The sequence below is a fragment of the Streptomyces sp. NPDC001220 genome, assembly GCF_053597895.1.
The window spans coordinates 88,739-112,595 of the sequence record NZ_JBSFJE010000013.1 but is presented as its reverse complement, the minus strand read 5'-3'; the positions used below and the strand labels follow the sequence as shown (position 1 = coordinate 112,595).

At 70.8% G+C, this 23,857-nt stretch carries 22 protein-coding genes; 7 read left to right on the top strand and 15 right to left on the bottom strand.

Annotated elements, in window-relative coordinates:
* Complete coding sequence (locus ACWDGI_RS29190; RefSeq protein WP_450763961.1) at positions 1 to 1,143, top strand: LLM class flavin-dependent oxidoreductase; 1,143 nt, start codon at positions 1 to 3, stop codon at positions 1,141 to 1,143.
* 7 nt (positions 1,144 to 1,150) lie between these two features.
* On the opposite strand, the gene ACWDGI_RS29185 is transcribed toward ACWDGI_RS29190, so the two are convergent.
* Both ACWDGI_RS29185 and ACWDGI_RS29180 read right to left on the bottom strand, forming a co-directional pair.
* Positions 1,151 to 2,086 (bottom strand): 3-hydroxyacyl-CoA dehydrogenase, encoded by a 936-nt coding sequence (locus ACWDGI_RS29185; protein ID WP_450763959.1) that lies wholly within the window; start codon positions 2,084 to 2,086, stop codon positions 1,151 to 1,153.
* Positions 2,086 to 3,084 (bottom strand): 3-hydroxyacyl-CoA dehydrogenase NAD-binding domain-containing protein, encoded by a 999-nt coding sequence (locus tag ACWDGI_RS29180; protein ID WP_450763957.1) that lies wholly within the window; start codon positions 3,082 to 3,084, stop codon positions 2,086 to 2,088. The genes ACWDGI_RS29185 and ACWDGI_RS29180 overlap by 1 nt, the downstream gene beginning before the upstream one ends.
* 261 nt (positions 3,085 to 3,345) lie before the next feature.
* Between ACWDGI_RS29180 and ACWDGI_RS29175 the strand changes: the two genes are divergently transcribed.
* From ACWDGI_RS29175 to ACWDGI_RS29165, 3 genes are all read left to right on the top strand, one after another.
* Complete coding sequence (locus tag ACWDGI_RS29175; RefSeq protein ID WP_450763955.1) at positions 3,346 to 4,623, top strand: acyl-CoA dehydrogenase family protein; 1,278 nt, start codon at positions 3,346 to 3,348, stop codon at positions 4,621 to 4,623.
* A gap of 116 nt (positions 4,624 to 4,739) precedes the next feature.
* Entirely contained in the window at positions 4,740 to 5,957 is a 1,218-nt protein-coding gene (locus ACWDGI_RS29170) for a CaiB/BaiF CoA transferase family protein (protein WP_450763953.1), read from the top strand.
* 66 nt (positions 5,958 to 6,023) lie between these two features.
* On the top strand, positions 6,024 to 6,803 hold the full coding sequence (locus ACWDGI_RS29165) for a crotonase/enoyl-CoA hydratase family protein (protein WP_450763951.1): 780 nt from the start codon (positions 6,024 to 6,026) through the stop codon (positions 6,801 to 6,803).
* Between the two features lie 39 nt (positions 6,804 to 6,842).
* Here the strand turns inward: ACWDGI_RS29165 and ACWDGI_RS29160 are convergent, their stop codons facing one another.
* Entirely contained in the window at positions 6,843 to 7,958 is a 1,116-nt protein-coding gene (locus ACWDGI_RS29160; RefSeq protein ID WP_450763949.1) for a PucR family transcriptional regulator, read from the bottom strand.
* 252 nt (positions 7,959 to 8,210) lie between these two features.
* Here ACWDGI_RS29160 and ACWDGI_RS29155 point away from each other — a divergent pair, with 252 nt between their 5' ends.
* Positions 8,211 to 9,746: a long-chain-fatty-acid--CoA ligase gene (locus tag ACWDGI_RS29155; protein WP_450763947.1), complete on the top strand. Its 1,536-nt coding sequence runs from the start codon at positions 8,211 to 8,213 to the stop codon at positions 9,744 to 9,746.
* A 65-nt stretch (positions 9,747 to 9,811) separates the two neighbouring features.
* Positions 9,812 to 10,150: a hypothetical protein gene (locus ACWDGI_RS29150; protein WP_450763945.1), complete on the top strand. Its 339-nt coding sequence runs from the start codon at positions 9,812 to 9,814 to the stop codon at positions 10,148 to 10,150.
* A gap of 128 nt (positions 10,151 to 10,278) precedes the next feature.
* On the opposite strand, the gene ACWDGI_RS29145 is transcribed toward ACWDGI_RS29150, so the two are convergent.
* The 6 genes from ACWDGI_RS29145 to ACWDGI_RS29120 form a co-directional block, all read right to left on the bottom strand.
* Positions 10,279 to 11,250 (bottom strand): RNA polymerase sigma factor, encoded by a 972-nt coding sequence (locus ACWDGI_RS29145; RefSeq protein ID WP_450763943.1) that lies wholly within the window; start codon positions 11,248 to 11,250, stop codon positions 10,279 to 10,281.
* On the bottom strand, positions 11,247 to 12,263 hold the full coding sequence (locus ACWDGI_RS29140) for an RNA polymerase sigma factor (RefSeq protein ID WP_450763941.1): 1,017 nt from the start codon (positions 12,261 to 12,263) through the stop codon (positions 11,247 to 11,249). The genes ACWDGI_RS29145 and ACWDGI_RS29140 overlap by 4 nt, the downstream gene beginning before the upstream one ends.
* A 107-nt stretch (positions 12,264 to 12,370) precedes the next feature.
* Positions 12,371 to 13,732 (bottom strand): carotenoid oxygenase family protein, encoded by a 1,362-nt coding sequence (locus ACWDGI_RS29135; RefSeq protein WP_450763939.1) that lies wholly within the window; start codon positions 13,730 to 13,732, stop codon positions 12,371 to 12,373.
* Between the two features lie 101 nt (positions 13,733 to 13,833).
* Positions 13,834 to 14,535: an alpha/beta hydrolase gene (locus tag ACWDGI_RS29130; RefSeq protein WP_450763937.1), complete on the bottom strand. Its 702-nt coding sequence runs from the start codon at positions 14,533 to 14,535 to the stop codon at positions 13,834 to 13,836.
* A gap of 76 nt (positions 14,536 to 14,611) precedes the next feature.
* Positions 14,612 to 15,199, bottom strand: coding sequence for a hypothetical protein (locus tag ACWDGI_RS29125; protein WP_450763935.1), 588 nt, complete (start codon positions 15,197 to 15,199; stop codon positions 14,612 to 14,614).
* A 666-nt stretch (positions 15,200 to 15,865) separates the two neighbouring features.
* Positions 15,866 to 16,255: a cold-shock protein gene (locus ACWDGI_RS29120; RefSeq protein WP_352221831.1), complete on the bottom strand. Its 390-nt coding sequence runs from the start codon at positions 16,253 to 16,255 to the stop codon at positions 15,866 to 15,868.
* Between the two features lie 261 nt (positions 16,256 to 16,516).
* Here ACWDGI_RS29120 and ACWDGI_RS29115 point away from each other — a divergent pair, with 261 nt between their 5' ends.
* Entirely contained in the window at positions 16,517 to 17,317 is an 801-nt protein-coding gene (locus ACWDGI_RS29115; RefSeq protein WP_450763933.1) for an SAM-dependent methyltransferase, read from the top strand.
* 139 nt (positions 17,318 to 17,456) lie between these two features.
* On the opposite strand, the gene ACWDGI_RS29110 is transcribed toward ACWDGI_RS29115, so the two are convergent.
* The 6 genes from ACWDGI_RS29110 to ACWDGI_RS29085 form a co-directional block, all read right to left on the bottom strand.
* On the bottom strand, positions 17,457 to 18,026 hold the full coding sequence (locus ACWDGI_RS29110; RefSeq protein ID WP_450763931.1) for an HXXEE domain-containing protein: 570 nt from the start codon (positions 18,024 to 18,026) through the stop codon (positions 17,457 to 17,459).
* 115 nt (positions 18,027 to 18,141) lie between these two features.
* A complete protein-coding gene (locus ACWDGI_RS29105) occupies positions 18,142 to 19,707 on the bottom strand; it encodes a DUF7405 family protein (protein WP_450763929.1) in 1,566 nt (521 codons plus the stop codon).
* A 568-nt stretch (positions 19,708 to 20,275) separates the two neighbouring features.
* Positions 20,276 to 20,632 (bottom strand): hypothetical protein, encoded by a 357-nt coding sequence (locus ACWDGI_RS29100; RefSeq protein WP_450763927.1) that lies wholly within the window; start codon positions 20,630 to 20,632, stop codon positions 20,276 to 20,278.
* Positions 20,633 to 20,824: 192 nt separating this feature from the next.
* A complete protein-coding gene (locus tag ACWDGI_RS29095) occupies positions 20,825 to 21,964 on the bottom strand; it encodes a hypothetical protein (protein ID WP_450764353.1) in 1,140 nt (379 codons plus the stop codon).
* Positions 21,965 to 22,086: 122 nt separating this feature from the next.
* Complete coding sequence (locus ACWDGI_RS29090) at positions 22,087 to 23,202, bottom strand: dolichyl-phosphate beta-glucosyltransferase (protein WP_450763925.1); 1,116 nt, start codon at positions 23,200 to 23,202, stop codon at positions 22,087 to 22,089.
* A gap of 102 nt (positions 23,203 to 23,304) precedes the next feature.
* Positions 23,305 to 23,850 carry a hypothetical protein gene (locus ACWDGI_RS29085; protein ID WP_450763923.1) on the bottom strand — a complete coding sequence of 182 codons (546 nt, stop codon included), beginning with the start codon at positions 23,848 to 23,850 and terminating at the stop codon, positions 23,305 to 23,307.
* Positions 23,851 to 23,857 lie beyond the last annotated feature (7 nt).

The window sequence follows — 23,857 nt, the reverse complement described above, 5'->3', positions numbered from 1 at the left end:
GTGTCCCTCACCTTTCACTGGTTCCTGCCCACCAACGGAGACAGCCGCCACGTCGTCGGCGGCGGTCACGGCACCCCGGCGACGGCCTCCGGCCGGGACCGGCCACCGACGGTCGCCTACCTGAGCCAGATCGCCAAGGCCGCGGAGGACCTCGGCTTCGTGGGGGCGCTCACCCCCACCGGCGCCTGGTGCGAGGACGCCTGGCTGACCACGGCCATGGTCAGCCAGCACACCGAACGGCTGAAGTTCCTGGTCGCCTTCCGGCCGGGCTTCGTCTCGCCCACGCTCGCCGCGCAGATGGCGTCCACGTTCCAGCGGCAGACCGGGGGACGGCTGCTGCTCAACGTGGTGACCGGGGGCGAGAGCCACGAGCAGCGGGCCTACGGCGACTTCCTCGACAAGGACGCGCGCTACCGCCGTACCGGAGAATTCCTGGAGGTCGTACGGAAGTTGTGGGAGGGCAAGACCGTCGACCTGGACGGCGAGCACCTTCGGGTCGAGGACGCGAAGCTGGCCCGGGTGCCGGACCCGGTTCCCGAGGTGTACTTCGGGGGGTCCTCGCCGGTCGCCGGGGAGGTCGCCGCCCGGTACGTGGACGTGTACCTCACCTGGGGCGAGCCGCCGGCGCAGGTCGCCGAGAAGATCGCCTGGATCCGCAAGCTGGCGGCGGAGCAGGGGCGCACCCTGCGGTTCGGGATCCGGCTGCACGTCATCACCCGGGACACCTCGGAGCAGGCCTGGGCCGAGGCGAACCGGCTGCTCGACGGGTTCGACCCGGAGACCGTGCGGTCGGTGCAGAGCGGGCTCGCGCGCAGCGAGTCCGCGGGGCAGCAGCGGATGCTGGCGCTGCACGGCGGCCGACGGGACGCGCTGGAGATCCATCCCAACCTCTGGGCGGGCATCGGGTTGGTGCGCGGCGGCGCGGGCACCGCCCTGGTCGGCTCGCACGAGGAGGTCGCCGCGCGCATCAAGGAGTACGCGGCCCTCGGCATCGACGAGTTCGTGCTGTCCGGGTATCCGCATCTGGAGGAGGCGTACTGGTTCGGGGAAGGGGTGCTTCCCCGCCTGGCCGCGGAGGGGCTGTGGCGCCATCCCTTCGGGAGGAGCGACGCCCCGTCGGCACAGGTGCCGTTCGCGTCCTGACGGCCCTCTAGGCGTGCAGCACGGCGTGGGCGATGCCCGTGAGGTTGCCCTGCGCGGCGAGGATCTCGTTGCGGTCCGATCCGTCGAGGCCGGCCGCGTAGACGCTCCCGGCCAGGTCGGTCACATACATGTGGTCGCCGTCCGGGTCCAGGGCGATGCCGATGCCCTCCATGAGGTGGGTCAGAAGGATCTCGGACGTCCACCGGCCGTCCGGCGGATCGAGCGGGGAGCGGTTGACGGTGTTGCCCTTCGGCGGGTCCCCGCGGTCCGTCCAGTACAACGTCCGCTCATTGGGGTCGACTTCGAGGTCGATCGGTTCGGGCAGTTCCTCGAACAGCACCTCGACGTCGGTGCGCCGGGCCGCCGTCTGCCCGGCGGGCACGGCGAGTCCGGCCCGCAGGATCCTGCCGAGTCCCGCGTCGCTGGGGCCCTTCTGGGACCAGTAGAGGTTTCCGCCGACGGGATCGACGGCGACACCCACGCACCAGTTGGTCTCGTCGCGTCGGTCCTCGTCGCCCTGCCCGGTCTGTACGAGGGTCTCGATGTTCGAGCCGTCGAGGTCGCAGCGCATGACCCGCATGCCCTCGCGGTCACCCCAGTACAGCTTCCGGTCCGCGGCCTCCAGATGGAGTTGTTTCGGCGTGTGCGTGGCACCCTCGGGGACGATCGTCGTCCGGTTGCCGCCGTCCAGGTCCACGCGCTCGATCGATCCGTCGTTCTCCGACGGCACACCCATGTTCGTCCAGTAGATGTGCCCGGCCGACATGTCGACGGCCACCCCGTCGGGGATCCGGCACCCGGTGACGAGAACCTGCTTGTCGGAGCCGTCGGGGTTCACGGAGAACAGCCTGCCGCCGCCGCTCGCCTCCAGCACGAACAGCCTTTCCCGGCCGCCCACCATGTTCCCGTCCGCCATGTTTCCGTCCGCCATGTTCCCGCCCATCACGTTCCCTCCTTCGCGTCCGGAGTCGCCGCCGTGCCGGTCGGACCGGTCGGACCCGACGGGTCGTGCTGCGCGCGCACGGCCAGGAGGGCCGAGAGCATGGCGTCACGCCGTCCGGCCAGGTCGTCGACCGAGTGGCCGTCAGCCTCCTTGAGGACACCGCTCACGATGGTCTCCTGGAGTTCGGGCGTGAACTCGGGGCTGCCCAACTTCTTCCAGGACTCGACCATCACCGGCATGAGGGTCTCCATGAAGTGCTGGATGCCGCCCTCGCCGCCCCCGAGGTGCCACAGCAGATGGGGACCCATGACGCCCCAGCGCAGCCCCGGCCCCCAGGACACCGCGTCGTCGGAGTCCGCCACGTCGAGCACGCCCTCCTGGACCAGGTACACGACCTCCCGGTACAGCGCGGCCTGGATGCGGTTGGCGACGTGCCCGGGCAACTCCTTCTTCAGGTGGATCGGCTTCTTGCCGATCGAGGCGTAGAACTCCATGGCGTCACGGACCGTCTCCGGAGCGGTCCGCGTGCCGCCGACGACCTCGACCAGCGGCACGACGTGCGGGGGGTTGAAGGGGTGACCGATGACGGTCCGTTCCGGACGCCGGCACTCGGCCTGCATGACGCTCATCGTGATCGTCGACGAACTCGACGCGATGACGGCGTCCGGCGGTGCGGCACCGTCGATGTCGGCGAACAGCCTGACCTTGAGCTCCGGGCGTTCGGGGGCGTTCTCCTGCACGAAGTCGGCGTCCGAGACGGCCCGACGCATGTCCGTGGTGAAACCGAGGCGTTCGGGCGAGGCGCCGGGTGCGAGTCCGATCGAGGCGGCCGTGTCCCACGCGCCTGCCACGTACGACCGCAGGGCCGCCTCCGCGGTCGGGGCCGGGTCGGTCGCCGTGACGTCGAAACCACGGACGAGATAGTGCGTCGCCCAGCTCGCACCGATCGTCCCGGTCCCGACGATCGCCACACGGTGGACGGGCCTGTGCGTTGCCATGAGTGATCACTGCTCCTGACGGTCCGGGAAGGGCGGTGTGCCTGAGGCAACCCTCGACCGACCGGAGGGCGGGCACATAGGGCCGCGCGCCCAGGATTCCGACGCTTCCTTGGTACCGCGGCACATGGGGTGTTCCGCGTTGGTACCCGGACACCAAATCGGCGGGCAACGTGGTGTTCCGCGCCCAGTGGCTGTGCCCGCGCTCCCTCCTAGCGTCGTTCGTACCGACTCCATCGGACCTCCGATCGGAAGGAACGGCAGATGAAGGCGACACAGGGCGCACCGGTCGGCCAGGGCCAGGCTCTCCCGAGCCCCAACGGAAACTCGTCCGGGATCGAACCGCCCGTGCTGGGCGGCCCGGAGTACTCCGACTACTTCCTTCTCGACAAGCTGCTCACGGACGAGCAGCGGGCCCTGAAGACGAAGGTCCGCGACTTCATGGACCAGGAGGTCGTCCCGGTCATCAACCCGTACTGGGAACGTGCGGAGTTCCCCTTCGAACTGGTCCCCAAGCTGGGGCAGCTGGACATCGCGGGCTTCCAGATCTCCGGTTACGACTGCCCGGGGATGAGCAACGTGACGGCAGGCCTGGTGATCCTCGAACTGGCCCGGGGCGATCTGAGCATCTCGACCATGATGGGGGTGCACTCGGCCCTGGCCATGATGTCGATCGCGCTGCTGGGCTCCGAGGAGCAGAAGCAGCGCTTCCTGCCACCGATGGCCCGCATGGAGAAGCTCGGCGCCTTCGGCCTGACCGAGCCCACGCACGGCTCGGACGTGGTCAAGCTGGAGACGACCGCACACCAGGACGGCGACTCCTACGTCATCAACGGCCACAAGAGGTGGATCGGCAACGCGACCTTCGCCGACTACTCGATCATCTGGGCCCGCGGCGACGACGGGCACGTGGGCGGCTATGTGGTCGAGAAGGGCACGCCCGGGTTCGACGCCCAGGTCATCAAGGGCAAGACGGCGCTGCGCTGTGTGCAGAACGCGCAGATCTCCCTCACCGACGTCCGGGTGCCGGCCGCGAACCGGCTGGCGAACGTCAACACCTTCCGTGACACCGAGAAGGTCCTGCTGGCCTCGCGCTTCTGCGTCGCCTGGGAGTCGATCGGCGCCGCCGTCGCCGGCTACGAGACGGCGCTGGCCTACGCAAAGCAGCGCAAGCAGTTCGGGATGCCGCTGGCCGCGTTCCAGCTCATCCAGTACCGGCTGTCCCGGATGCTCGCGGACATCACCGACATGCTGTGCATGCAGTTCCGGCTGAGCCAGCTCCTGGACGAGGGCGAGTACTCGATGCCCCGGGTCGCGCTGGCCAAGATGCACTACACCGAACGGGCCCGGGCCATCCTCGCCGACGCCCGCGACATGCTCGGCGGCAACGGGATCCTGCTCGACTACCACGTGGCCCGGCACCTGTGCGACATCGAGGCGATCGACACCTACGAGGGCACCGACACCGTGCAGGCGCTGATCGTCGGCCGCGACATCACCGGTTACAGCGCCTTCGTGCCCGTGGCGCCCGGCCACCACTGACCCGGCGCACGCCGCGGCGCCCCGCCAGGGCGGTCACCCACCCCCTCGGGCGCCGCGCGACCCGCCGAGGACACCTCCGCGACCTGTCGAGGGCACATCGAGGACAAGGAGTCGTCATGAGCAACACGCCCCTGCTGCAGGGACTGCACGTCGTCGACCTCGCGAGCTTCATAGCCGGGCCCGCCGCGGCCACCATCCTCGGCGACTTCGGCGCCGACGTCGTCAAGGTGGAACCACCGGGCTCCGGCGACGCCTACCGGTCGCTCAGCCGGATGCCACCGAACCCCCGTGTCGAGGGCGTCAACTACCCCTGGCAGCTGGACAACCGCAACAAGCGCAGCATCGCCGTCAACCTGAAGTCGCCCGACGCCCGGGCCGTCGTAGAACGACTGGTGACCTGGGCGGACGTCCTGGTGACCAACTTCCCCCCGCACACCCGCGCCAAGCTGGGGCTGGAGTACGACGACCTGGCCCCGCTCAACGCCCGGCTGGTCTACGCCGATGTCACCGGCTTCGGCGAGGAGGGCCCGGACGCCCACCTGCCCGGCTTCGACGTGACCGCGTTCTGGGCGCGCAGCGGCCTCATGGACGTGACGCGCCAGCACGACGCACCGCCGGCCATCAACGCGTTCGGATCGGGCGACCACCCGACGGCGATCAGCCTGTTCGCCGGGATCATGACCGCGCTGTACCGGCGGGAGCGGACCGGCGAGGGCGCACGGGTCACCGCGTCCCTGGTCGCGGAGGGCGCCTGGGCGGCGGGCATGTGGCTGCAGGCCGTACTGGTGGGCGGCAAGGCACCCCGTCCCGTCGACCGGACCGACCCGCCGAACGCGCTCGCCAACGCCTACCGCACCGCGGACGACCGCTGGCTGCTGCTGGCCTTCGCCAACGAGGACAAGCAGGTCCCCCTGTTCCTCCAGGCCGTCGGACACCCCGAGGCCATCCAGAACCCGCACTACGCCGACTCACAGAGCCGCCGCGCCCACGCCGCCGAGATCGTCGGCGTGCTGGACAAGACGTTCGCGGCCCGTCCGCTGGCCGAGTGGCGTGCGGTGCTCGACGCCGCCGGACTCACCTACGGAGTCGCCCAGACGATCGAGGAGTTCGCCCACGACCCGCAGCTCGTCGCCAACCGGATCCTTGTGCCGATCGACGACGGCAACGCGGAACCGCACCTGACGATCGACAGCCCCGTGCGGCTCGACCAGGAGCCGAAGGTGCCCCCGCGCCCGGCCCCCGACCTCGGCGAGCACACCGATGCGGTGCTCCGCGACCTCGGCTTCGACACCGCCGGGATCGAGGAACTGCGCAAGGCCGCGGCCGTCGGCTGAAGCCGGGGTCCCACGGCGCGCGGGAACGTCACGCCAGCAGCGTGAGGGAGAGAAGGGAAACACGTCATGACCACGGACTCGAACACACCGACCGTACGGACCGAGGAGATCGACGGCATCTTCGTGATCACGATCGACCGGCCCCAGGCCCGTAACGCCATCGACGGGGCCACCGCACGGGCCCTCGCCGCCGCCGTCGACCAGCTCGAGGCCCACGAGGACCTCCGGGTCGGCATCCTCACCGGCGCCGGCGGTGTCTTCAGCGCGGGCATGGACCTCAAGGCCTTCGCGGCCGGAGACCTGCCCATCATCGAGGGCCGGGGCTTCGCCGGCATCACCCGCGCCAAGATCTCGACCCCGCTGATCGCCGCCGTCGAGGGCTACGCGCTGGGCGGCGGCACCGAGATGGCACTCGCCTGCGACATGATCGTGGCCGCGCGGAACGCCACCTTCGGCCAGACCGAGGTCCGCTACGGCATCGTGCCGCCCGAAGGGGGCATGGTGCGGCTGCCCGAGCGCATCCCGCACAACATCGCGCTCGAACTCCTGCTCACGGGCGAGTCGCTGCCCGCCGAGCGCGCCGAGCGGTTCGGCCTGGTCAACGAGCTCACCGAGCCGGGCCAGGCCCTGACACGGGCCCTGGATCTGGCCAGCAGCATCGCGCTCAACGCGCCCCTGGCCATCGAGGCCGTCAAACGCGTCGTCAACGAACGGCGGGCCTTCAGCGAGCAGGACGCCTTCGCCGACCAGGACCTGATCACCGCACCCGTACTGGCCTCCCACGACGCCCAGGAGGGCGCCCACGCCTTCGCGGAGCGACGCCAACCGCACTGGCAGGGCCGCTGATCCGACGACACCCCCTGAGCGTCCGGCCACTTCAGTCCGTCAGTCCACGCTCGTGCGCAGGAGCGCGGAGCCGAGGTAGCGGACGGCGCGCAGCGCGATCTCCAGATCCGTGTGTTCTTTCTGTACCGGATGGCCGATCATTTCCTCGGCTTTCCGGATGCGGTATTGCACGGTGTTCTTGTGCAGAATCTGCGCGGCGGCGGTGGCGGTGTAACTGCAGCCGCTGTCAAGGAAGATCTGAGCGGTCTCCCGGAGCCGCGCGCTGTTCTCGTCGTCGACGGCCAGCGGACCGAGAATGCGCCACACCCAGGAGCGGATGTCGTCGATGTTCGTGGCCATCAGGGCGATGGGGGCGACGGTGGAGAACTCGGTGAACCGGGGGACCGGGTCGGCCACCGCCGCGAGTTCCTGCACGCGCAGTGCCTGCCGGTGTGTGGTGCGGAATCCCTCGACGCCGTACCCCACGCTCCCGGCGCATATGTGCAGGGAAGGTTCGGCGTGCTCCAGCACGTCCGACACCTCGCCCCACGGGACGTCGCTGTTCGGGCCCAGCGGCAGCCAGGCCCAGGACACGATCGCGTCCCGGGGGACGAACAGCGGCCTGGAGGTGCAGCCGATCCGCTGGGCGATCTCGTCGGTGATCCGGTGCAGCCGGGCGAGTCCGGCACCCTCGTCGGTCAGGCTGGGCAGCCACGCGACCAGCCCGAGATGATTCTGCCGAAGCCGGTAACCGAGCGACGGTTCCACCCAGTTGAGGTCGACGTCGCTCGCGGCGAGGATGTCGCGCACGCGGGCGGCGCGCGCCGCGGTCTGACTGAGCAGCCAGTTGTCCCGTTCATGTTGGTAGATCGCGATGACCTGCTCGGTGACCTGGTCGATGTAACCGAAGCTCACGTGCAGCATGCGCCGGTTGGTCGTGACGGCCAGCTCGTCGTCGGCGTTCTGCCGGTTGAGCTCGTCCAGACACCACTGCAGAAAACGCCAGTGCCCGATCCTGTAGGCCCTGATCAACGCACTGAGGGGAATTCCCCGCTGAGCCAGTCGCCTCGCGTACTCGAGCGCGGCCGCGGGCGCCTCCACCTTTTCCAGGGAGATGTCGTTCTCGAAGACGTGCAGAAGCGTGCCGACGTTTTCCGTGACGCTCGCCTGCATCATTTTGACAATGGTCGAGTCGCCCCTGAGCTGCGCTATCTCGGCAAGAACATACTGCCCGATGTCGTTGCCGACCTCCGGGAGATGTGACCCTACGTTCGCCGCGACCACGGACAGTTGCCTTGCGGCTTCTGGATGCTCCGGAGTCATTCCTCAAAGCTACTCGCGGAATGTTCCAGCGGCACCAATTCGAGCCCCTGGGTCGTATCGCGGGCCCAGTGATTTCCGGGCGCCGCACGCCTAGCGTCGGCTCACATGAACCTCGCACACCACGTGGTCGACGGCGCTCGGACGTATCCGGACCGCCCCGCGCTCCGCCTCGGGGACGCCACCCTCTCCTACCGCATGCTGGACCGGCGCAGTGCGCGGACGGCGGGGCTGCTGCGCGATCGTGGCGTGCGGCCCGGCGACCGGGTCGCGATCATGCTGCCCAACGTGCCGGAGTTCGCCCTCGTGTACTACGGCGTGCTCCGGGCCGGCGGCATCGTCGTCCCGATGAATCCCCTGCTCAAGTCCCGCGAGATCGCCTATCACCTCGACGACTCGGGCGCCCGGCTGCTGTTCGCCTGGCACGACTTCGCCGACGAGGCGCACGCCGGAGCACGCCAGGCCGACGCGGAGGCGGTCGTCGTCGGTCCCGACTCGTTCGACGAACTGCCGGACTCCGCCCCGCCGCCGGGGGACATGGCGGACCGTCATGACGACGACACCGCGGTCGTTCTCTACACCTCGGGGACGACCGGCCAGCCGAAGGGCGCCGAACTGACCCACGCCAACCTCACCCGCAACTGCCACGTCGTGGCCGCCGAGCTGCTCGGTCTCACGGCCGACGACGTGATCTTCGGCGGGCTGCCGCTGTTCCACGCCTTCGGGCAGACCTGTACCCTCAACGCCGCCGTGGCCTCCGGCGCGTGCCTCACGCTGCTGCCGCGCTTCGACGCGGCGCAGACCCTGGAGATCGTCGAGAAACACGGCGTGACGGTCTTCGCCGGGGTGCCGACGGTGTACGGCAGGCTGGTGCGCGAGCCAGGCAAGGAGGCCTACGACGTCTCCCGGCTGCGGGTGTGTCTCGCCGGTGGTGCCGAGCTGCCCGTCCAGGTGCAGCTCGACTTCCGGGCCGCGTTCGGCTGCGCCGTACTCGAGGGCTACGGGCTGTCGGAGACCTCGCCGGTCGTCGCGGCCAACACCCTGCGGGCCGGACCCAGACCCGGCTCGGTCGGCGTCCCGATCCCGGGTGTCGAGGTGCGCGTGGTCGACGCCGACACCGGCCGGGAGGTACCCCGGGGGGAGGCAGGCGAGATCGCGGTCCGCGGGCACAACGTGATGAAGGGGTACTGGAGGCGCCCCGCGGAGACGGCCGCCGCGATCAGGGACGGCTGGTTCCGCACCGGCGACCTCGGCCGGCTGGACCAGGACGGGTACCTCTGGATCGTCGGACGGCAGAAGGACGTGATCATCCGGGGTGGCTACAACGTGTACCCCCGCGAGATCGAAGGCGTGCTGTACGAGCACCCGGCGGTCGCCGACGCGGCGGTCGTCGGCATCCCCAGTCCCGATCTGGGCGAGGAGGTGGGCGCGGCGGTCGTGCTCCGGCCGGGGGCCAGGACGACCGCCGAGGAACTGCGTGCGTACGTCAAGGGACGGGTCGCCGCCTACAAGTACCCGCGGAAGGTGTGGCTCGTGGACGCCCTGCCCAAGGGCCCCACCGGCAAGATCCTCAAGAAGGAGATCGTTCCGCCGTCCGGCGTCCTCGACGCGACGGGCCGGCCTCGAACGCCGCGGATCACATGAAGGGGCGAGTGATCCGAGGTGATCGAGCGGTCCGCGCCCGGCCGGCGTGGTGGCACGGCCCGATCATGCCCTGGTACCCGTGCTTCACCGAGGAGGAGCTGCACAACGGCTGGGGAGCCGTCGTCGTCCACGACGCGCTGCTCCCCGCCGAAGGCCAGGGCCGCGCCCGGCAGGCGACCTTCGACGGCGTCTTCCCGGCCGAGGTGCGCGCCAAGGTCCTCGCCGCCGAGGGCGAGGCCGAGGGCGGAGCCGGAGCCGGTGCCGAAGCCCCGGGCAGGGCCGGAGCCGGTGCCGAAGCGCCGGGCAGGGCCGGAGCCGGTGCCGAAGCGCCGGGTAAGGCCGGAGCCGGTGCCGAAGCGCCGGGTAAGGCCGGAGCCCGTGCGGGAGCTGTCCCCGGCGCCTGACCGGAAGCAGCACCGCGAGCTGTGCCGACGGGGCACACCACCGGGAGCGGCTCTGTCGGTCACCCACCCGGGAGCGGCTCTGTCGGTCACCCACCCGGGAGCGGCTGACCCGGGAGCAGGTCCGTCGGTCACAGCACCGGGAGCAGCTCCATGGTCGGCAGCGGTCGGGGATGGAAGAGCCGCAGCCGGTGCACCCGACCGGCCTCGTCCAGCGTCATCAGCCAGGCCACCGACGGCGGGCAGTGCTCGGGGTCGTGGGACGGATTGACGATGTCCATCTCCCAGACGGCCAGCGTCCGTCCGGCGACGGCATGGGCGAGCCGCTGGCGAACCCCGGCCTCGATGTCGCCGTCCATGGCACGGACCAGGAGGTCGCCGCCGCCGACCCGGTCGTTCCCCCTGATCAGGGCGATCTCGGGGGACCACCGTTCCGTGAGGAGCCGGGCGAAGTGCCCGCTCTCGGCGGCGGCCAGCGTCTCCCGGGCCTGGGTGCCGGTCTCGCGGGTGCGCCGGTCGGTGTCGCCGTGTGCGGAGTCCGCCGTGGCGGCGAGCGCGGCCGCGAGCTTGGCCCGGCCCTGGCTGAGCCGGCTGCGGACGGTGCCGACCGGGACCCCGCAGGCGTGGGCGATCTGCTCGTAGGAGCTGACCCCGGTGGTGAAGTGGCGCAGCACCAACGGCAGTCGCAGCACCGGGGTCAGCTCCTCCAGGGCCTCCCAGACCCAGTCCCGCAGCGCGCTCCGTTCGAGCCACTGCTCCGGACCGGGCTCCGTCGCCGGCAGGCGCAGGCTCTCGTCCACCGGAACGGCGGGAACCGTGGCCCGCAGCAGGGAGCGGGCGGCGTTGCGGACGATCATCCGCAACCAGGCGCCGACCGCCCCCGGATCGCGGACGTCGCCGATCCGCCGCAGCGCGGTCAGAGCCGCCTCCTGCAGGACGTCCTCGGCGTCCGGACCCGGTCCCAGGATGCTCAGCGCCACCGCGCGCATGCCCGCACGATGGCGTTCGAGCAGCAGGCCGAGGGCGGCCACCTCGCCGCCCTGCGCGGCAAGGGCGAGCGCCGTGTCCTCGGCGAGCGCGGCCTCGGCGGTCTCCCTGATCATGCGGGGCGCCCGGTTCCGGCGGAGCGCGCCGAACCGTCGGGGGTGTGCGCCGCGGGCGGGGCGTCGGCGTCTGTGGCGGTCCGCCGGGGGAAGACCACGCGGAGGCTCCGGACCCTTCTGTCGGGTTCGCGGATCATGAGCCAGGCGAGGTTCGCGGGGCAGGGATTCGGGATGCCGTCGGGGTTGGCGGTCGTCATTTCCCAGATGGTGATGTCCGGACTGGCCACCACGTGGCGCAGGTGCTGGGTGATCCCGCTCCGCCGGGTCCGCTCCATGGCCGGGAAGGGGTGGCAGCGCTCGCCCGGCGTGCGGAGTATGCCGACCAGTTCGGTCTCGGCCGGCCACAGCTCCAGGATCTCCCTGGGCTGACGGCCGCGCATCGCGCCGTCCAGGGTGAGTTCGGCCTCCCTGCGGCTGTCCTCGACGACACGGGACGCGTCGTCGTGGGCCTCCGTGGCGGTCCGCAGCAGCACCTCGGCGAGCTTTCCCCGGGCCTGGCTGAGCCGGCTGCGGACCGTGCCGAGGGGTGTCTCGCAGGCATCGGCGATCTCCTGGTAGGAGGTGATGCCGCTGAAGTGCCGCAGCATCAGCACCAGTCGCAGCTGCTGGGGCAGTTCCGCCATCGCGTCCCAGATCCAGTCCCGCAGGGCGTGCCGGTCGACGACCCGCTCCGGGTGCCACGGATCATCGGTGCCCGGGCCCGGCCGGTCGAGGCGGTCCAGACCGGGCGTCTCGCGACCGGCGCGCAGCCGCATCCGGGAGGTGTTGCGCACGATCGCGCGCAGCCACGCGCCGACGGCCGCCGGATCCCGTACGTCGCCGATCCGCCGGAGCGCGGTGACCACGGCGTCCTGCACCGCGTCCTCCGCATCGGGGCCGTGGCCGAGCAGGCTCAGCGCCACCGCGCGCATCGGCGCCTGATGGCGGGCCAACAACAGCCCGAGGGCCGCGGTCTCTCCGGACTGGGCCCTGCGGGTGAGTTCCTCATCCGTGGGGGGATCGAGAAACGCCATGGAGCGAATGCCTCCGTGCGGACGTGTCAGTGGTGGTGGGGGGACTTTCGCACAGGCGGGTACGCCGGGCGCAACTCCCGGCGTACCTTCCGTGACGGGGTTGCCGGCTAGGCCTCTTCGGTCAGCTCCGGCAGCCAGCTTCCGTGGAAGCCGGCCGGGACGGCGTACGGCAGTTCCACCACCGCCTGCACGGAGAGTTCCCGGGCGTCGAGGACGAGCAGTTCGCCGGCCTCGCCGTCGTCGTTCGAGACGAGCGACAGCAGCCAGCCCTCGTCCTCGCTCCCGCCGTCCGCCGCCGGGACGAACACCGCCTCGCCCGCGTAGCGGGCGCCGGGCGTCGCATGCAGCTCGCTGCCCCCGCCCGTCAGGTCGTGCTTGGCGATGCCGTCGCCCGAGACGGTGTACAGGTAGCGGTTCGCGCGGCCGGTGAGGGTCTCGTTGTGGGTGGGGAACTCGGCGTCCCGGTCGTCCAGTTGGGACTCGGTGACCCGTCCGGTCGCCGGGTCCAGCGCCCAGCGGTACAGCACGGCGGTCGCCCCGGAGTGGCCCGGTTCCGGTACGACGGCCGGGCCGGTGGGCCCGCCGATGTCGCCCCAGGCGTGGTCGAAGCCCAGGTGGTCGTAGCGCACCGCGTCGAGGACGACCCGGCCCCGCTCGTCCTCGTGGGCGTTGCCGACGTGGAAGACGTAGCAGGGGTCGATGTCGAACCAGCGCACGTCGGTGCTCCCGGGCGTCCGGGACATGACGCCGAGCCGCGCGCCGTAGCCGTCGTCCCAGCGGTAGGGCATGCCGCCGCGTCCGGCGAGGTCCGGGTCGAAGACGACGGGCAGGTCCATCCAGACGATGTGGTGCTCGGTGATGGCGAAGTCGTGCATCATCGTCGGGCCCGGCACCGCTATCGGCCGGCTGTCGAGCAGCTCTCCTTCCGCGGTGACCCGGTGGTAGGTGAGATAGGGCGGGGCGAACCCGGTACCGAACAGGTGCAGTTCACCGGTGATCGGATCCTCCTTCGGGTGGGCGGTCATCGAGGTCGTCAGCCGGCCGCCGAAGTCGTAGGGGCCGACGGTCTCCAGCGAGGGGGTGACCCAGTAGGGCAGGCCGACCTCGCACAGGGCCAGCACGGTGTCCGCGTGCCGGATGACATGGGTGTTGCCGGGTGTCGCGGCCAGGTCGACACTGCCGTCCTCGCGGACGAACGGATGCCCCTCCAGCTCACGGGTGCGGATCCACCGGTTGCGGTACCACTCGGCATGGCCGTCGCGCAGCCGGATGCCGTGCAGCATGCCGGGGCCGGTGAACCAGTGCCCGTCGTCCTCGCCGGGCAGCGGGTTGGGGCCGTTGCGCAGGTAGCGGCCGTCCAGTTCGGGCGGAAGGGTGCCGCGCACGGTGAGGTCGCGGGCGGTGTGCTCCTCGGGGACCGGGGCGAAGCGGCCCCGCAGGTACAGGGGGAGGGTGCTCTCTTGGGTCATGGTGCTTTCCTTGTCGGGTCCGGCAGGGCGCTGCCGACCGCGTTCCGGATCGGGCCCGGGCGGCCGCGGCGAAGGGTTCCGCGGCCGCCTGTGGAGGACGGTCAGACGGTGGTCGCCGCGGCGGCCTGCTTGACGAGCGCGGCGACCTCGGCGGGCTTGGAGACGTAGACGGCGTGGCTGCCGGCGGTCTCGGTCACCGTCGCGCCGGCCCGTTCGGCCATGGTGCGCTGGACCGGCGGCGGGATCATGCGGTCGTCGGTGGCGACCAGGTAGAAGCTCGGCCTGCTCCGCCAGGCGGGCCGGGTGACCGCCCCGCCGAGCGCGTCCAGACCCCACGGGACCTGCGAGGCGGCCAGGAACCGGGCCTCCTCCTCCGGTAGGTCTCCGGCGAAGGACGCGGCGAACTTCTCCCGGTCCAGGAAGAGGAACCCGTCCTGCGGCGGCAGGATCGGCGGCACCGGAGCGCCCGGCGCCGGGTCGGCGAGCAGGGTGTTGACGGACTCGTCCTTGTCGGGCACGAACGCCGCGACGTAGACGAGCGCGCTCACGTTGTCGTGGTTGCCGGCCTCGGAGATCACCGCGCCGCCGTAGGAGTGGCCGACCAGCACGGTCGGGCCGTCCTGGGCGTCGAGGGCCATCCGGGTGGTGGCGGCGTCACCCGCCAGCGAGAGCGTGGGGTTCTGTACGACGGTGACGCGGTAGCCGTCAGCGGTCAGCAGGTCGTACACCCCCTTCCAGCCGGATCCGTCGACGAATCCGCCGTGGACGAGGACGACGTTCTTTGCTTCGGGGGCGGTGGTCATGACGTGGTTGCTCCTTCGTGAGACGGGTCTACGGTCGTTCGTGGCCGCGTCCGCCGGGTGACGCGGACGTGGCCGGTCACTGGGGTACGGACGACAGGCCCTGGGACTCCAGCAGGCGCCGCTGGGCCCGCTCCGGGTACACCTTCGTGAAGACGATCGGACCGGCCAGGCCGATGACATGGGCGGTGATGCCCACCCACGCCGGGGCGTCCACCGCGTTGCCGATGGCCAGGCTCACCGCGATGAAGGTGAAGCCGGCTCCCCAGGCGCTGGTGATGTGGTTGTTGACCTGGAGGAACTCCGGCATGTCCCAGTACTCGCGGGGCGTCTGGCGCTTGGCGATGCCCAGCGTGAAGGGACGGCGGATCGCGAGGGAGCCCCAGGCGGTGGCGCCCAGCCAGACGAAGGAGAGGACGTCGGAGTGGTCCTGGAGCGACGAGTCCGGGTCCATGACGGAGACGGCGCCGATGACGGCGAAGTACACGATGGTGCTGGCCTCGAGGATCAGCGCGTCGAGGTCGACCCCTCGACGGAGATCCTGGAGCAGGAGCAGCAGCCCCGAGACGAGACCGCCGAGCGCACCCCAGCGCCAGTCGACGACGCCCGAGACGACGCCGGCGACGATCCAGGGGACGAAGCCGCGCAGATAAGCCACAAAACCCATTGAGTGTTCCTTGCTGAATGGACGGGGCGGCCCCGGAGGGGGGTTGCTCCGCAGCCGCTCGGTGAACCGACGCGGACTAGATGCAGGGCGAGACTCAAAGTTCGACGGCTGAAGTGTGACCCTCGTCACAGCGTGGTTCCGATGGCCGGGCGACGGCCCGGAAGGTGCCGCCGGGGCCCGGCGGATGCGTCCGCCGTCCTGTTGGCCGGCGTGATGCGTGCGGGGTCGTGGCCGGACGGCCTGGCGTCCGACGCTGCGGCGGATCGCGTAACGGCCTTACGCCTGGGCCGTGTTGAGCGGCCTTCGCGCGGTCCCCGGGTCCGTCGCGGAGTCGGTCAGGGGGCACGGCTCCGTCCCCCGGATGTTCGCGGACCGTGCCTGCGGAGCCGCCTATGGCATGCAATTGGCCCTGCTCGTAGGGCCGTTCCACCCACCGACAGCACTACCACCGGTGCTTCTGCGCCCGTTGAGGCTTGCCGCCGACGCCCGCCGACGCCCGCCGATGGCCGCCGCGCCCGGTGCGCGTCGCTTCCGCAGGCGGTCAGGAGGGGCCGCGGTGGCGATCGCGGCGGACGGGACGAGCGCGGTGCAGGCGCCGTGGTCGACTTCGGGGGCGGAACCGGTCCCGTGACGCCTGAGCCGGCCGCCCTGTCTGCTGTGGGCGGGTCAGCCCTCGATCCAGCCGTGGTTCTTCGCGAACTGGGCCAGTGCGCCGCGGACCCGTACGATCTCCTCGGCGGTGAGCGTGGGCGCGGACGCGAGCAGCGTCTCGGTGACCTCGCGGGTGAACTCGTCGGCGCTGAGCAGATCGCAGAGCGAGTCGTCGTCAGGACCGAGCGTCCGGACGTCGGCTCCCCGGGCGAGCCGGACGCCGGACGCCTTCGGTCCGCGCTCGCCGCTCTCGATCTCGAACTCCACGGCCACGCCCGGGCGGACGTAGGACTCCGGCATCTGCATGTCGTTCACATGCAGGAAGACGTCCTCTCCGCCACCGTCCGGAGCGATGAACCCGTACCCGCGCGTGCTGTCGAACCGCACCACACGACCAGTAACCATGAGAAACCCCCAACCAAACCCGGACCACCTGCCCGGACACCTGGGCCAGATGGTAGCCAGGCCGGCCCGGGTCGGGCGACTCCGCCACCGGCCGGTCGGGCGGGTGGCACCACCGGTGGCGACAGCGACGTCGCGACAGGGGCGGACGCCGTGCGGTCCGTAGCCGGAACTCCGTGCACGAACACCGAAGTTGATATGGAAAGCTGTCGCCAGCCGTCGGTGTGCCAAGGGGGGCCGGGGCGGTCATCGAGAGGAGCGCACGTGACGCAGGACGGTAATCGCCCCGTGGAGATCGACACCAGCAAGCCGCATCCCGCGCGGATCTACGACTACCTGCTGGGCGGCAAGGACAACTACGAGGTGGACCGCAAGGCCGGTGACCAGCTCGCCGCCGTCGCGCCCGAGGTGTGGATCTCGGTCCGGGCCAACCGCGGCTTTCTGCAGCGCGCCGTCCGGCATGTCATCGACAGCGGGGTCCGCCAGATCCTCGACGTCGGCACCGGGCTGCCCACCTCGCCGAACGTGCACGAGATCGCCCAGAAGGCGGCCGCGGACGTCCGTGTCGCCTACGTAGACAACGACCCGATCGTGAAGGCGCACGCCGACGCGCTGCTCAACCGGGCCGGCACCACCAGCATCGTCCTCGCCGACCTGCGCGACCCGAAGTCCATCGTCGAGCACCCCGAGGTCCGCCGGATCATCGACTTCGACCAGCCCGTCGCCCTGTTCCTCGTCGCCATCCTGCACTTCATCCGCGACGCGGAGGAGCCCGAGCGGATCGTGGCCACCCTGCGCGACGCGCTTCCGGCCGGCAGCTTCCTGGTGCTCTCGCACGCCACGGACGACTTCGCCGACGACCGCAGCGAGGCCCAGGCCGTCTACAACAACGCGACCGCCACCATGAACCTGCGCCCCCGGGCCCGGGTCGAGCAGTTCTTCGACGGGTTCGACCTGGTCGAACCCGGCCTGACCCAGGTCCCGTTCTGGCGCCCGGACACCACCCCGCCGGAGGGCTCCCAGGAGATCGGCTTCTACGGCGGAGTGGCCGTCAAGAAGGGCTGACCCGCCCCCGGGGTGCCCGGCGCCCCGCCTGGTTCTCTCTTGACCTCCCCCACGGCCTTCGTGCTGGTCAGTGCGTCCTCGGTCGGAGCACGGAACCAGCCGAAGGCCGTGCCTCGTCCGGTGGTTCCCAAGTGAGTGATCAGGTTCGGTCGCTGTCCGGCCCCCGGCGCAGAAGCCGTCGGGCCACCATGTGCGTTCCGGCCGTGGCCGCCGCGGCCAGCGCCAGCCCCTGCAGCGCCTCGCGTGGGCGTGTGGGACGCAGGACACCGGCTCGCCGCAGCCGGCCGCGAGCCCACAGCGTGAAGGGGATGACCACCAGCGGTGAGGTGACCGCACCGGGCGTGTATCCGCGGACGACGGCGGCCTGGGCCAGATGCACCAGTGCGTGCAGCCCGAATCCGTTGAGAGCACCTTGGTAGAAGCCGGAGCGTCCACCCGTGCGGTGCCCGTCGGCAGCAGCGGTGGCCACCACCAACGCCATCCCGGCGACGGCCGTCGCGAACTCACGCCCCTCGATGGACTCCAGCCGCTGCCACATTCGGTCCGGCACCTGCGGAAACCGCTGTCGCAGCCCGGGCACTCGCCCGCGTGCCCAGCGCGGCACCGTGGCCACTTCCTCCAGATCGTGCACCGCCCACGCGGCCAGCAGCCCGAAGGTCACACCGGCCCCGACCGCTGAGCCACCATCCCCCGCATCAAGTCCGGTCATGGACAGGAAGTGTGTCAGCACGCACCGCACACTTCCCGAGAGCTCCTGACACCGGTGGGCTCCCCCGCCAACGGACCTCAGGGGGAGAGAAGCCAAGGACGGCGCGCGGCTCGTGTCAGGCGAGGAACTCGGCCAGCGGGAAGGAGCGATGACGACGTGGCGGCACGAGATAGTTCTGCCGGTGGGTCGTGTTCAGGACCGAGTTGATGCCGGCGTGGGAACTGCGCGGTGCGACGGGGAGGGTCCTACCGGGATAGTGGCCGTCCATCGAGAGCCGGACGAGATTGAAGATCGCTGTCGTCGGCTGGAACTGAATGAAGTGCAAACCGGCCGCCGGCTTCTTGCTGTAGTGGTCTCCCGTCGGGTCGGATGTGTAGTGGAACGGATTGTCCAGCGTGTCGAAATCGCCGCGCACGGGGATGGTCGTACCCGTGGGATAGGCCTTCCCGTAGTTACTGGTCTGCGGCGACGTGGTGCTGTCCACCTCCGACATGCTCCCGGTGTGGCCGTACCCGTGGTACCTCTGGACCCCTTGCGCCACTTGGGCCTCGCTCTGACCTGGCGGTTGGAGGGCGAGCGTACCCGGTGCGGGCGCCGGTGAGAGGCCGGGATGGAGCATGGCCTGGACGCGATCCGAGTACTGAGGGAAGTTCTGTTCGTACCAGGTCACCAGATCCTGGAACAGGTGCGAGAGGTGCATGGTGGTTCCCTGCTTGAAGTACCCGTTGGGCCACTGATCGGTGAGGCCGGGCAGGGTCTCCAGATTGGCGATGACGCCAGGTCCCATATTCGAATCCAGGGTGGTGGCGAAGCCGAGGAAACCCTGTGCCACGCGGGGAATCGACTTCGCACCGGGGATATCGGCTGCCAGCGCCAGCTTGCTCGGCAGGCCCTGCTGCCCGTAGAAACCGCCCCCGGAGAACCCCTGGCGGATACTCGTCACCTTGAACAGGCTGCCCGCCCGATCGCTTCCAGCCCCGAAGAGGGTGTTGCTGGCCGCTTTGATGTTGGCGAGCGAGTCACTGCGGAGCAGCACGGCCACGTCGTTCTGTTCCAGGCGGACCGGTCCGAAGCCGGCCGGGGGCTGGTCGCTGGGGAACGTCCTGGCCTCCTGCACCGCATATACGGTACGGCCCTCCTTCTTGGAGGTCTCCAAATCGACCGGCAGATACGCCGGGTAGGAGGTTCCCGCTCTGAAGAAGTCCGACGTCTTTCCCAGGCTCGGGATGTAGTGGTGGAAGTAGGGAAGTCCCCAGGCTACCGTGGTGGCCACTCCTGTGGGGGTGGGCGGGAACTGGCGTTCCAGATCCAGGAGGACGGACTCGAGGTGGTGCTGCGCCTCCTGCAACGCCTTGGCGTTCGCCGACACATTCAGCCTCGCGGTAATGACATGATCGTGCAGGGCCGGCACCCGGACCGCAATCTTGCCATCGCTGCTCTTGACACCCGAGCCATCGACCATGACCACTTGCTCGTTCTGCAGGATGTATTGTTCCTGGCTGGTCGGGCTGTCGGTGGCAGTGGACCGGGATGGTGGTTCCGCAATGGTGTCGATCAACTCGTAGATGCCGGCGGATGCCAGAGCGGCACCAAAAGTGCCCGCTGTCCCTTGAAAGAGGCGTCGCCTACTCAGGATCCCGCGTGGTCGCCCCGTACGCTCATTTTCTTCGCTGTCTTTCATGAAACGTATTCACCTACTGGAGTAGACGTCCACCATCAGCCGGCATCGAGGTCCGCGCATCGGAGGAGGCAGGGGGTGAAACAGACGGTGCGGACCGGCGCCCGATCAGCCTGGTGGGCCAGTCGCCATCACCATCACCTGCTATGCCGCGATACAACCACACGCGGCCTGGGGCATTGAAGCCAACACGCGGCCTGGACCATTGAGTCAGCACCGACCGGGCGGCTCCAAAACCTGTCGGCTCGTCCAGGACGAAATTCCCCGCCGCCGCTTCTTCACCACCAGGCCCGAGGCGAACCTCGCCCTCTTCGGATGCGTCGACGGCTTCCGCGATCCCCGCCGCATCCAGAAACGGCTCGGCCGTCTCGGCCCGTCGAATTCGCGGAGCAGCACCACGTCGACCCGACAACGACCGCCCAAGCATTTACGCCCAACCGGCAGCGACTGGGTGCCGGAGACAGAAAAACTCCGTGGCGATCCGGCCGATGTCCTTCTTCCACAGGCCGAACCGCTCGACGTAGGCGCCGCCCGTGCCGACGAACCGACGGCAGGGGACGGCGGCTTTCGCTCAGTGGCTGCCGGTCAGGAACACCGAACGCAGCGTCAGGCGGTCCGTGGCGGGGTTTCCGTGCGGACGCAGCGTCCAGGAGGCGCCGGTGCAGTTCGGCTCGGTGAACACCACCACCCACTCGTCGGTGTCGTTGTGCGGGGCGAACGCGGGCTCGGAGCTGCCCGGGTCCGCGACCTCGGGCAGAGTGATGCAGCCGGGGCCGGCCGGGTCATGGAGAGTGGCCGACCGGGGCGAGCCGTCGAGGCCCACGAACTTGTAGGAGAAGTCACCGGTGGCGGCGCTCGCGGAGGTCGGCAGGGTGACGACGAGAGCGAGCGCACCGAGTGCGGCGGCCGCGGTGTGGCGAAGGCGCATGAAAACCGTCTCTGTCTGAGGGTGACTCCCCGAGGAGCCCGCGGACCCGGGACGTAGCTGGGTCCGCCGCGTACTCCATCCCCGGGCGGCGGATCCCGATACGTGATGTCACTCCAACGAAGCATTACAAAACGATCCTTCGGATGCCATATCAGTGAATCCTCCATCCGCCTCTGAGTCGCCGGACACCGTCTAGGGCACCCCGAGTTCGAACAGCGCGTACCCCGCGTACGAGCCGGAGGCCAGGGCCGCGAGGCCCAGCACGAGGCACTGGCAGGGCAGGCCGACCCGGCGCAGCGCGACCGCGAGCGGCACGAACAGCGGGAAGGCGGGCAGCAGATAACGCGAGACGTTCGCGAAGTACTGCTGGCTGCCCAGCACCAGCGCCAGGGTGAGCACCGTGTGCACGACCACCACCGCCGGCGGCCGCAGCCGGATCAGCAGCGGCAGCAGTGCGAGGTCCAGCAGCACGACACCGACACCGATGACGTCCGCGAACGGGAGCGCGAAGAGATAGCCGAAGTGGCCCACGGCGACCGACGTCAGGACGTCCAGAGTCTGCCTGCCGTAGTCGAACTCGTGCCCCCACGCGGCCGACTGGAGCCTGAAGTAGCCGCCGTAGTCGCCCATCCGGTGGCCCACCCAGCCGAGGTACCCGAGCAGGCCCAGCGGGGCCACGAGCATCGCGGTCAGCGGACGGGCGACACCGTCCTCGCGCCGGCGCAGTGCGAGCAGCCCGGCCAGGGCGAGCGCGGCGATCAGGGCGGCGGCGGTGGGCCGGTTGAGCCCGGCCGCGAAGGTCAGCACACCGGCCGTCAGCCAGCGGCGGGTCAGTACCGCGTACAGGGCCCACGCGGCGAGGGCCACGTACAGCGAGTCCGAGTACACCGCCCACTCCACGCCGGAGCCCGGCCACACGGCCCAGAGCCCGGCCGCCGCCAGCCCCGCCCGACGGCCGCCGAACCACGCGGCGACGGCATGGATCCCCAGCGCCGCCACGAACGAGGCCACCACCGACACCAGCAGCCCCGCACCGAACGGGCCGAGACCGGTGACCTCCATGGCCAGCCGCATCAGCGCCGGGTACAGGGGGAAGAACGCGGCCGAGTTGCCCTGGAGGGTGATCATGCCGGTGGCGCCGGGGACCGGGACCAGCGCGGGGTGGTAGCCGTGCAGGGCGATCTGCTCGTACCACCAGCCGTCCCAGGTGCCCAGCACGTCCCAGGTGTGCGCGCCGCCCCCGAAGCGCGGATGCTTCCTGCGGAAGTCCCCGGCCGAGTCCAGCAGATACATGAACGAGCCGAAGCCGATGAGCTTCAGGACCCCGTACATCGCGAGGACCGGGCCGTAACGGCGCAGCCACCGCAGGAGAACAGGGGTGTCCGGAGCGCCCGGAGCGGGGGCCTCGGGCAGGACCGGGGGCGTGATGGTCACGGTTGTCGTCACAGGTGCTTTCACGAGGCCGCGGACTCCGTCCGGTTCCGCCGGAGCGGCCACAGCCCCGGCACGAGGGCCAGATGGGTGGCGGCCAGTACGGCGAGTTCGGCGCGGTGCCCGGCGGCGGGCACGGTGTACCGCAGGGCGGCGAGCGAACCGGCGGAGAGCGCCAGCCGGACGGCCAGGGCGGGCAGTGGAAGCGCGCCGAGGGCCGTCTGGACGAGAGTCCAACAGGCAAGCAGTGAAAGGGAGTTGGCTATCTGCTCGCCGGTGACCGGGCGTACGGCCGCGTACAGCAGGAGATGCCCGAGAGCCGTGACGACCGCCGGTGTCGCGGACCGCCGTTCTCGCCGGGCCGTCGGCAGCGCGCCCCGGGCCAGCGCCCAGCCGACCCTCGCGACCCCGCGCAGATCGGCCACCGCGGTGGACAGCAGCGCGACCCTGCTGTCCGGGTCGTCCACCCAGTCGACCGGCACCTCGTGGATGCGCAGCCCGGCCCGCTCGGCGACGACCAGCAACTCGGTGTCGAAGAACCAGCCGGAGTCCCGCACCAGCGGCAGCAGCCGCTCGGCGGCGTCCCGGCGTACCGCCTTGAAACCGCACTGCGCGTCCGAGAACCGGACCGAAAGGGTGCAGCGCAGCAGGACGTTGTAGCAGCGGGAGACGATCTCCCGCCGGGGGCCGCGCACCACCCGGGAGGCGGGCGTCAGCCGGGTGCCGATGGCCAGGTCGGAGTGGCCCGAGAGCAGCGGGGCGACGAGCGGCAGCAGCGCCGCGAGCCCGGTCGACAGGTCCACGTCGAGATAGGCGAGGACAGGCGCCCGCGACCGCGACCAGGCGGCCCGCAGCGCCCGGCCGCGCCCCTTCTCGGCCAGCCGTATCCACTCCACCTCGGGCAGTTCACCGGCGAGCCGGGCGGCGATCAGCGGGGTGGCGTCCGTGCTGGCGTTGTCGGCGACGGTGATACGGAAGGGGTACGGGAAGGTCTCCCGCAGATGGGCGTGGAGCCGTCGCACGCTCGGCTCCAGGTCGGTCTCCTCGTTGAACACCGGCACGGCCAGGTCCAGGACCGGCTCGTCGTGGTGGCTCGGGGGCGGGGCGGCCGGGGCCGGTGAGGTGGCTTCGGGAGGCATGAGCGGGGAGCGTTTCATGGTGTTTTTTCGCATTCGTACTCGTTCTCGGGGCGTGCCGAAGGCACACCCGGCGGGGGAGGGATGAGGGACGGGGGCTGCTCGCTATCCGGCCGAGCCGGCCGAGGTCGACGGGTCGGCTCCCTCGGTCACGGGCGGCGACGGAGGGGACGAGGTGGACGTGGAGTTCCCGGACGTGTCCGTGGACGTGCTCTCCGACGAGGTCGCGCCCGAATCCGGGGTGGTGGTCCCGGACGGCGTCGACGAGGCCGAGTGACCGTTCGTGGCGGAGACGGGGGCCGAGGGCGTGGAGGTGTCCTCGGGCGGCGGGGCCGAGGTCGTGGCGCCGGTGGCCGGTGCGGTGGGGGTTGGGCTCGGCCCCGGTGTCGTGCCCGTGCTCGGGCCGGGGCTGGTCGCGGGCCACGGGTGCGGCGCGCCGGGCTCGCCACGGACGCCGGAATGGGGCCACAGGAAGAGACCCAGGCCGAGCCCGGCGGCCGCGAGGACACCGCCGGCCGCCCGCCGGGCCGCGCGGGCCCGCCGCCGGGCCTGCACACCGGCCCGCAGCCGGTCCCGGTGCCTGGGCTCGAACGCCGCCGGTTCCCGTTCGCCGTGCATCAACTGCGTCAGCTGCCGCTCGAAGTGGTCCATGGCTTCT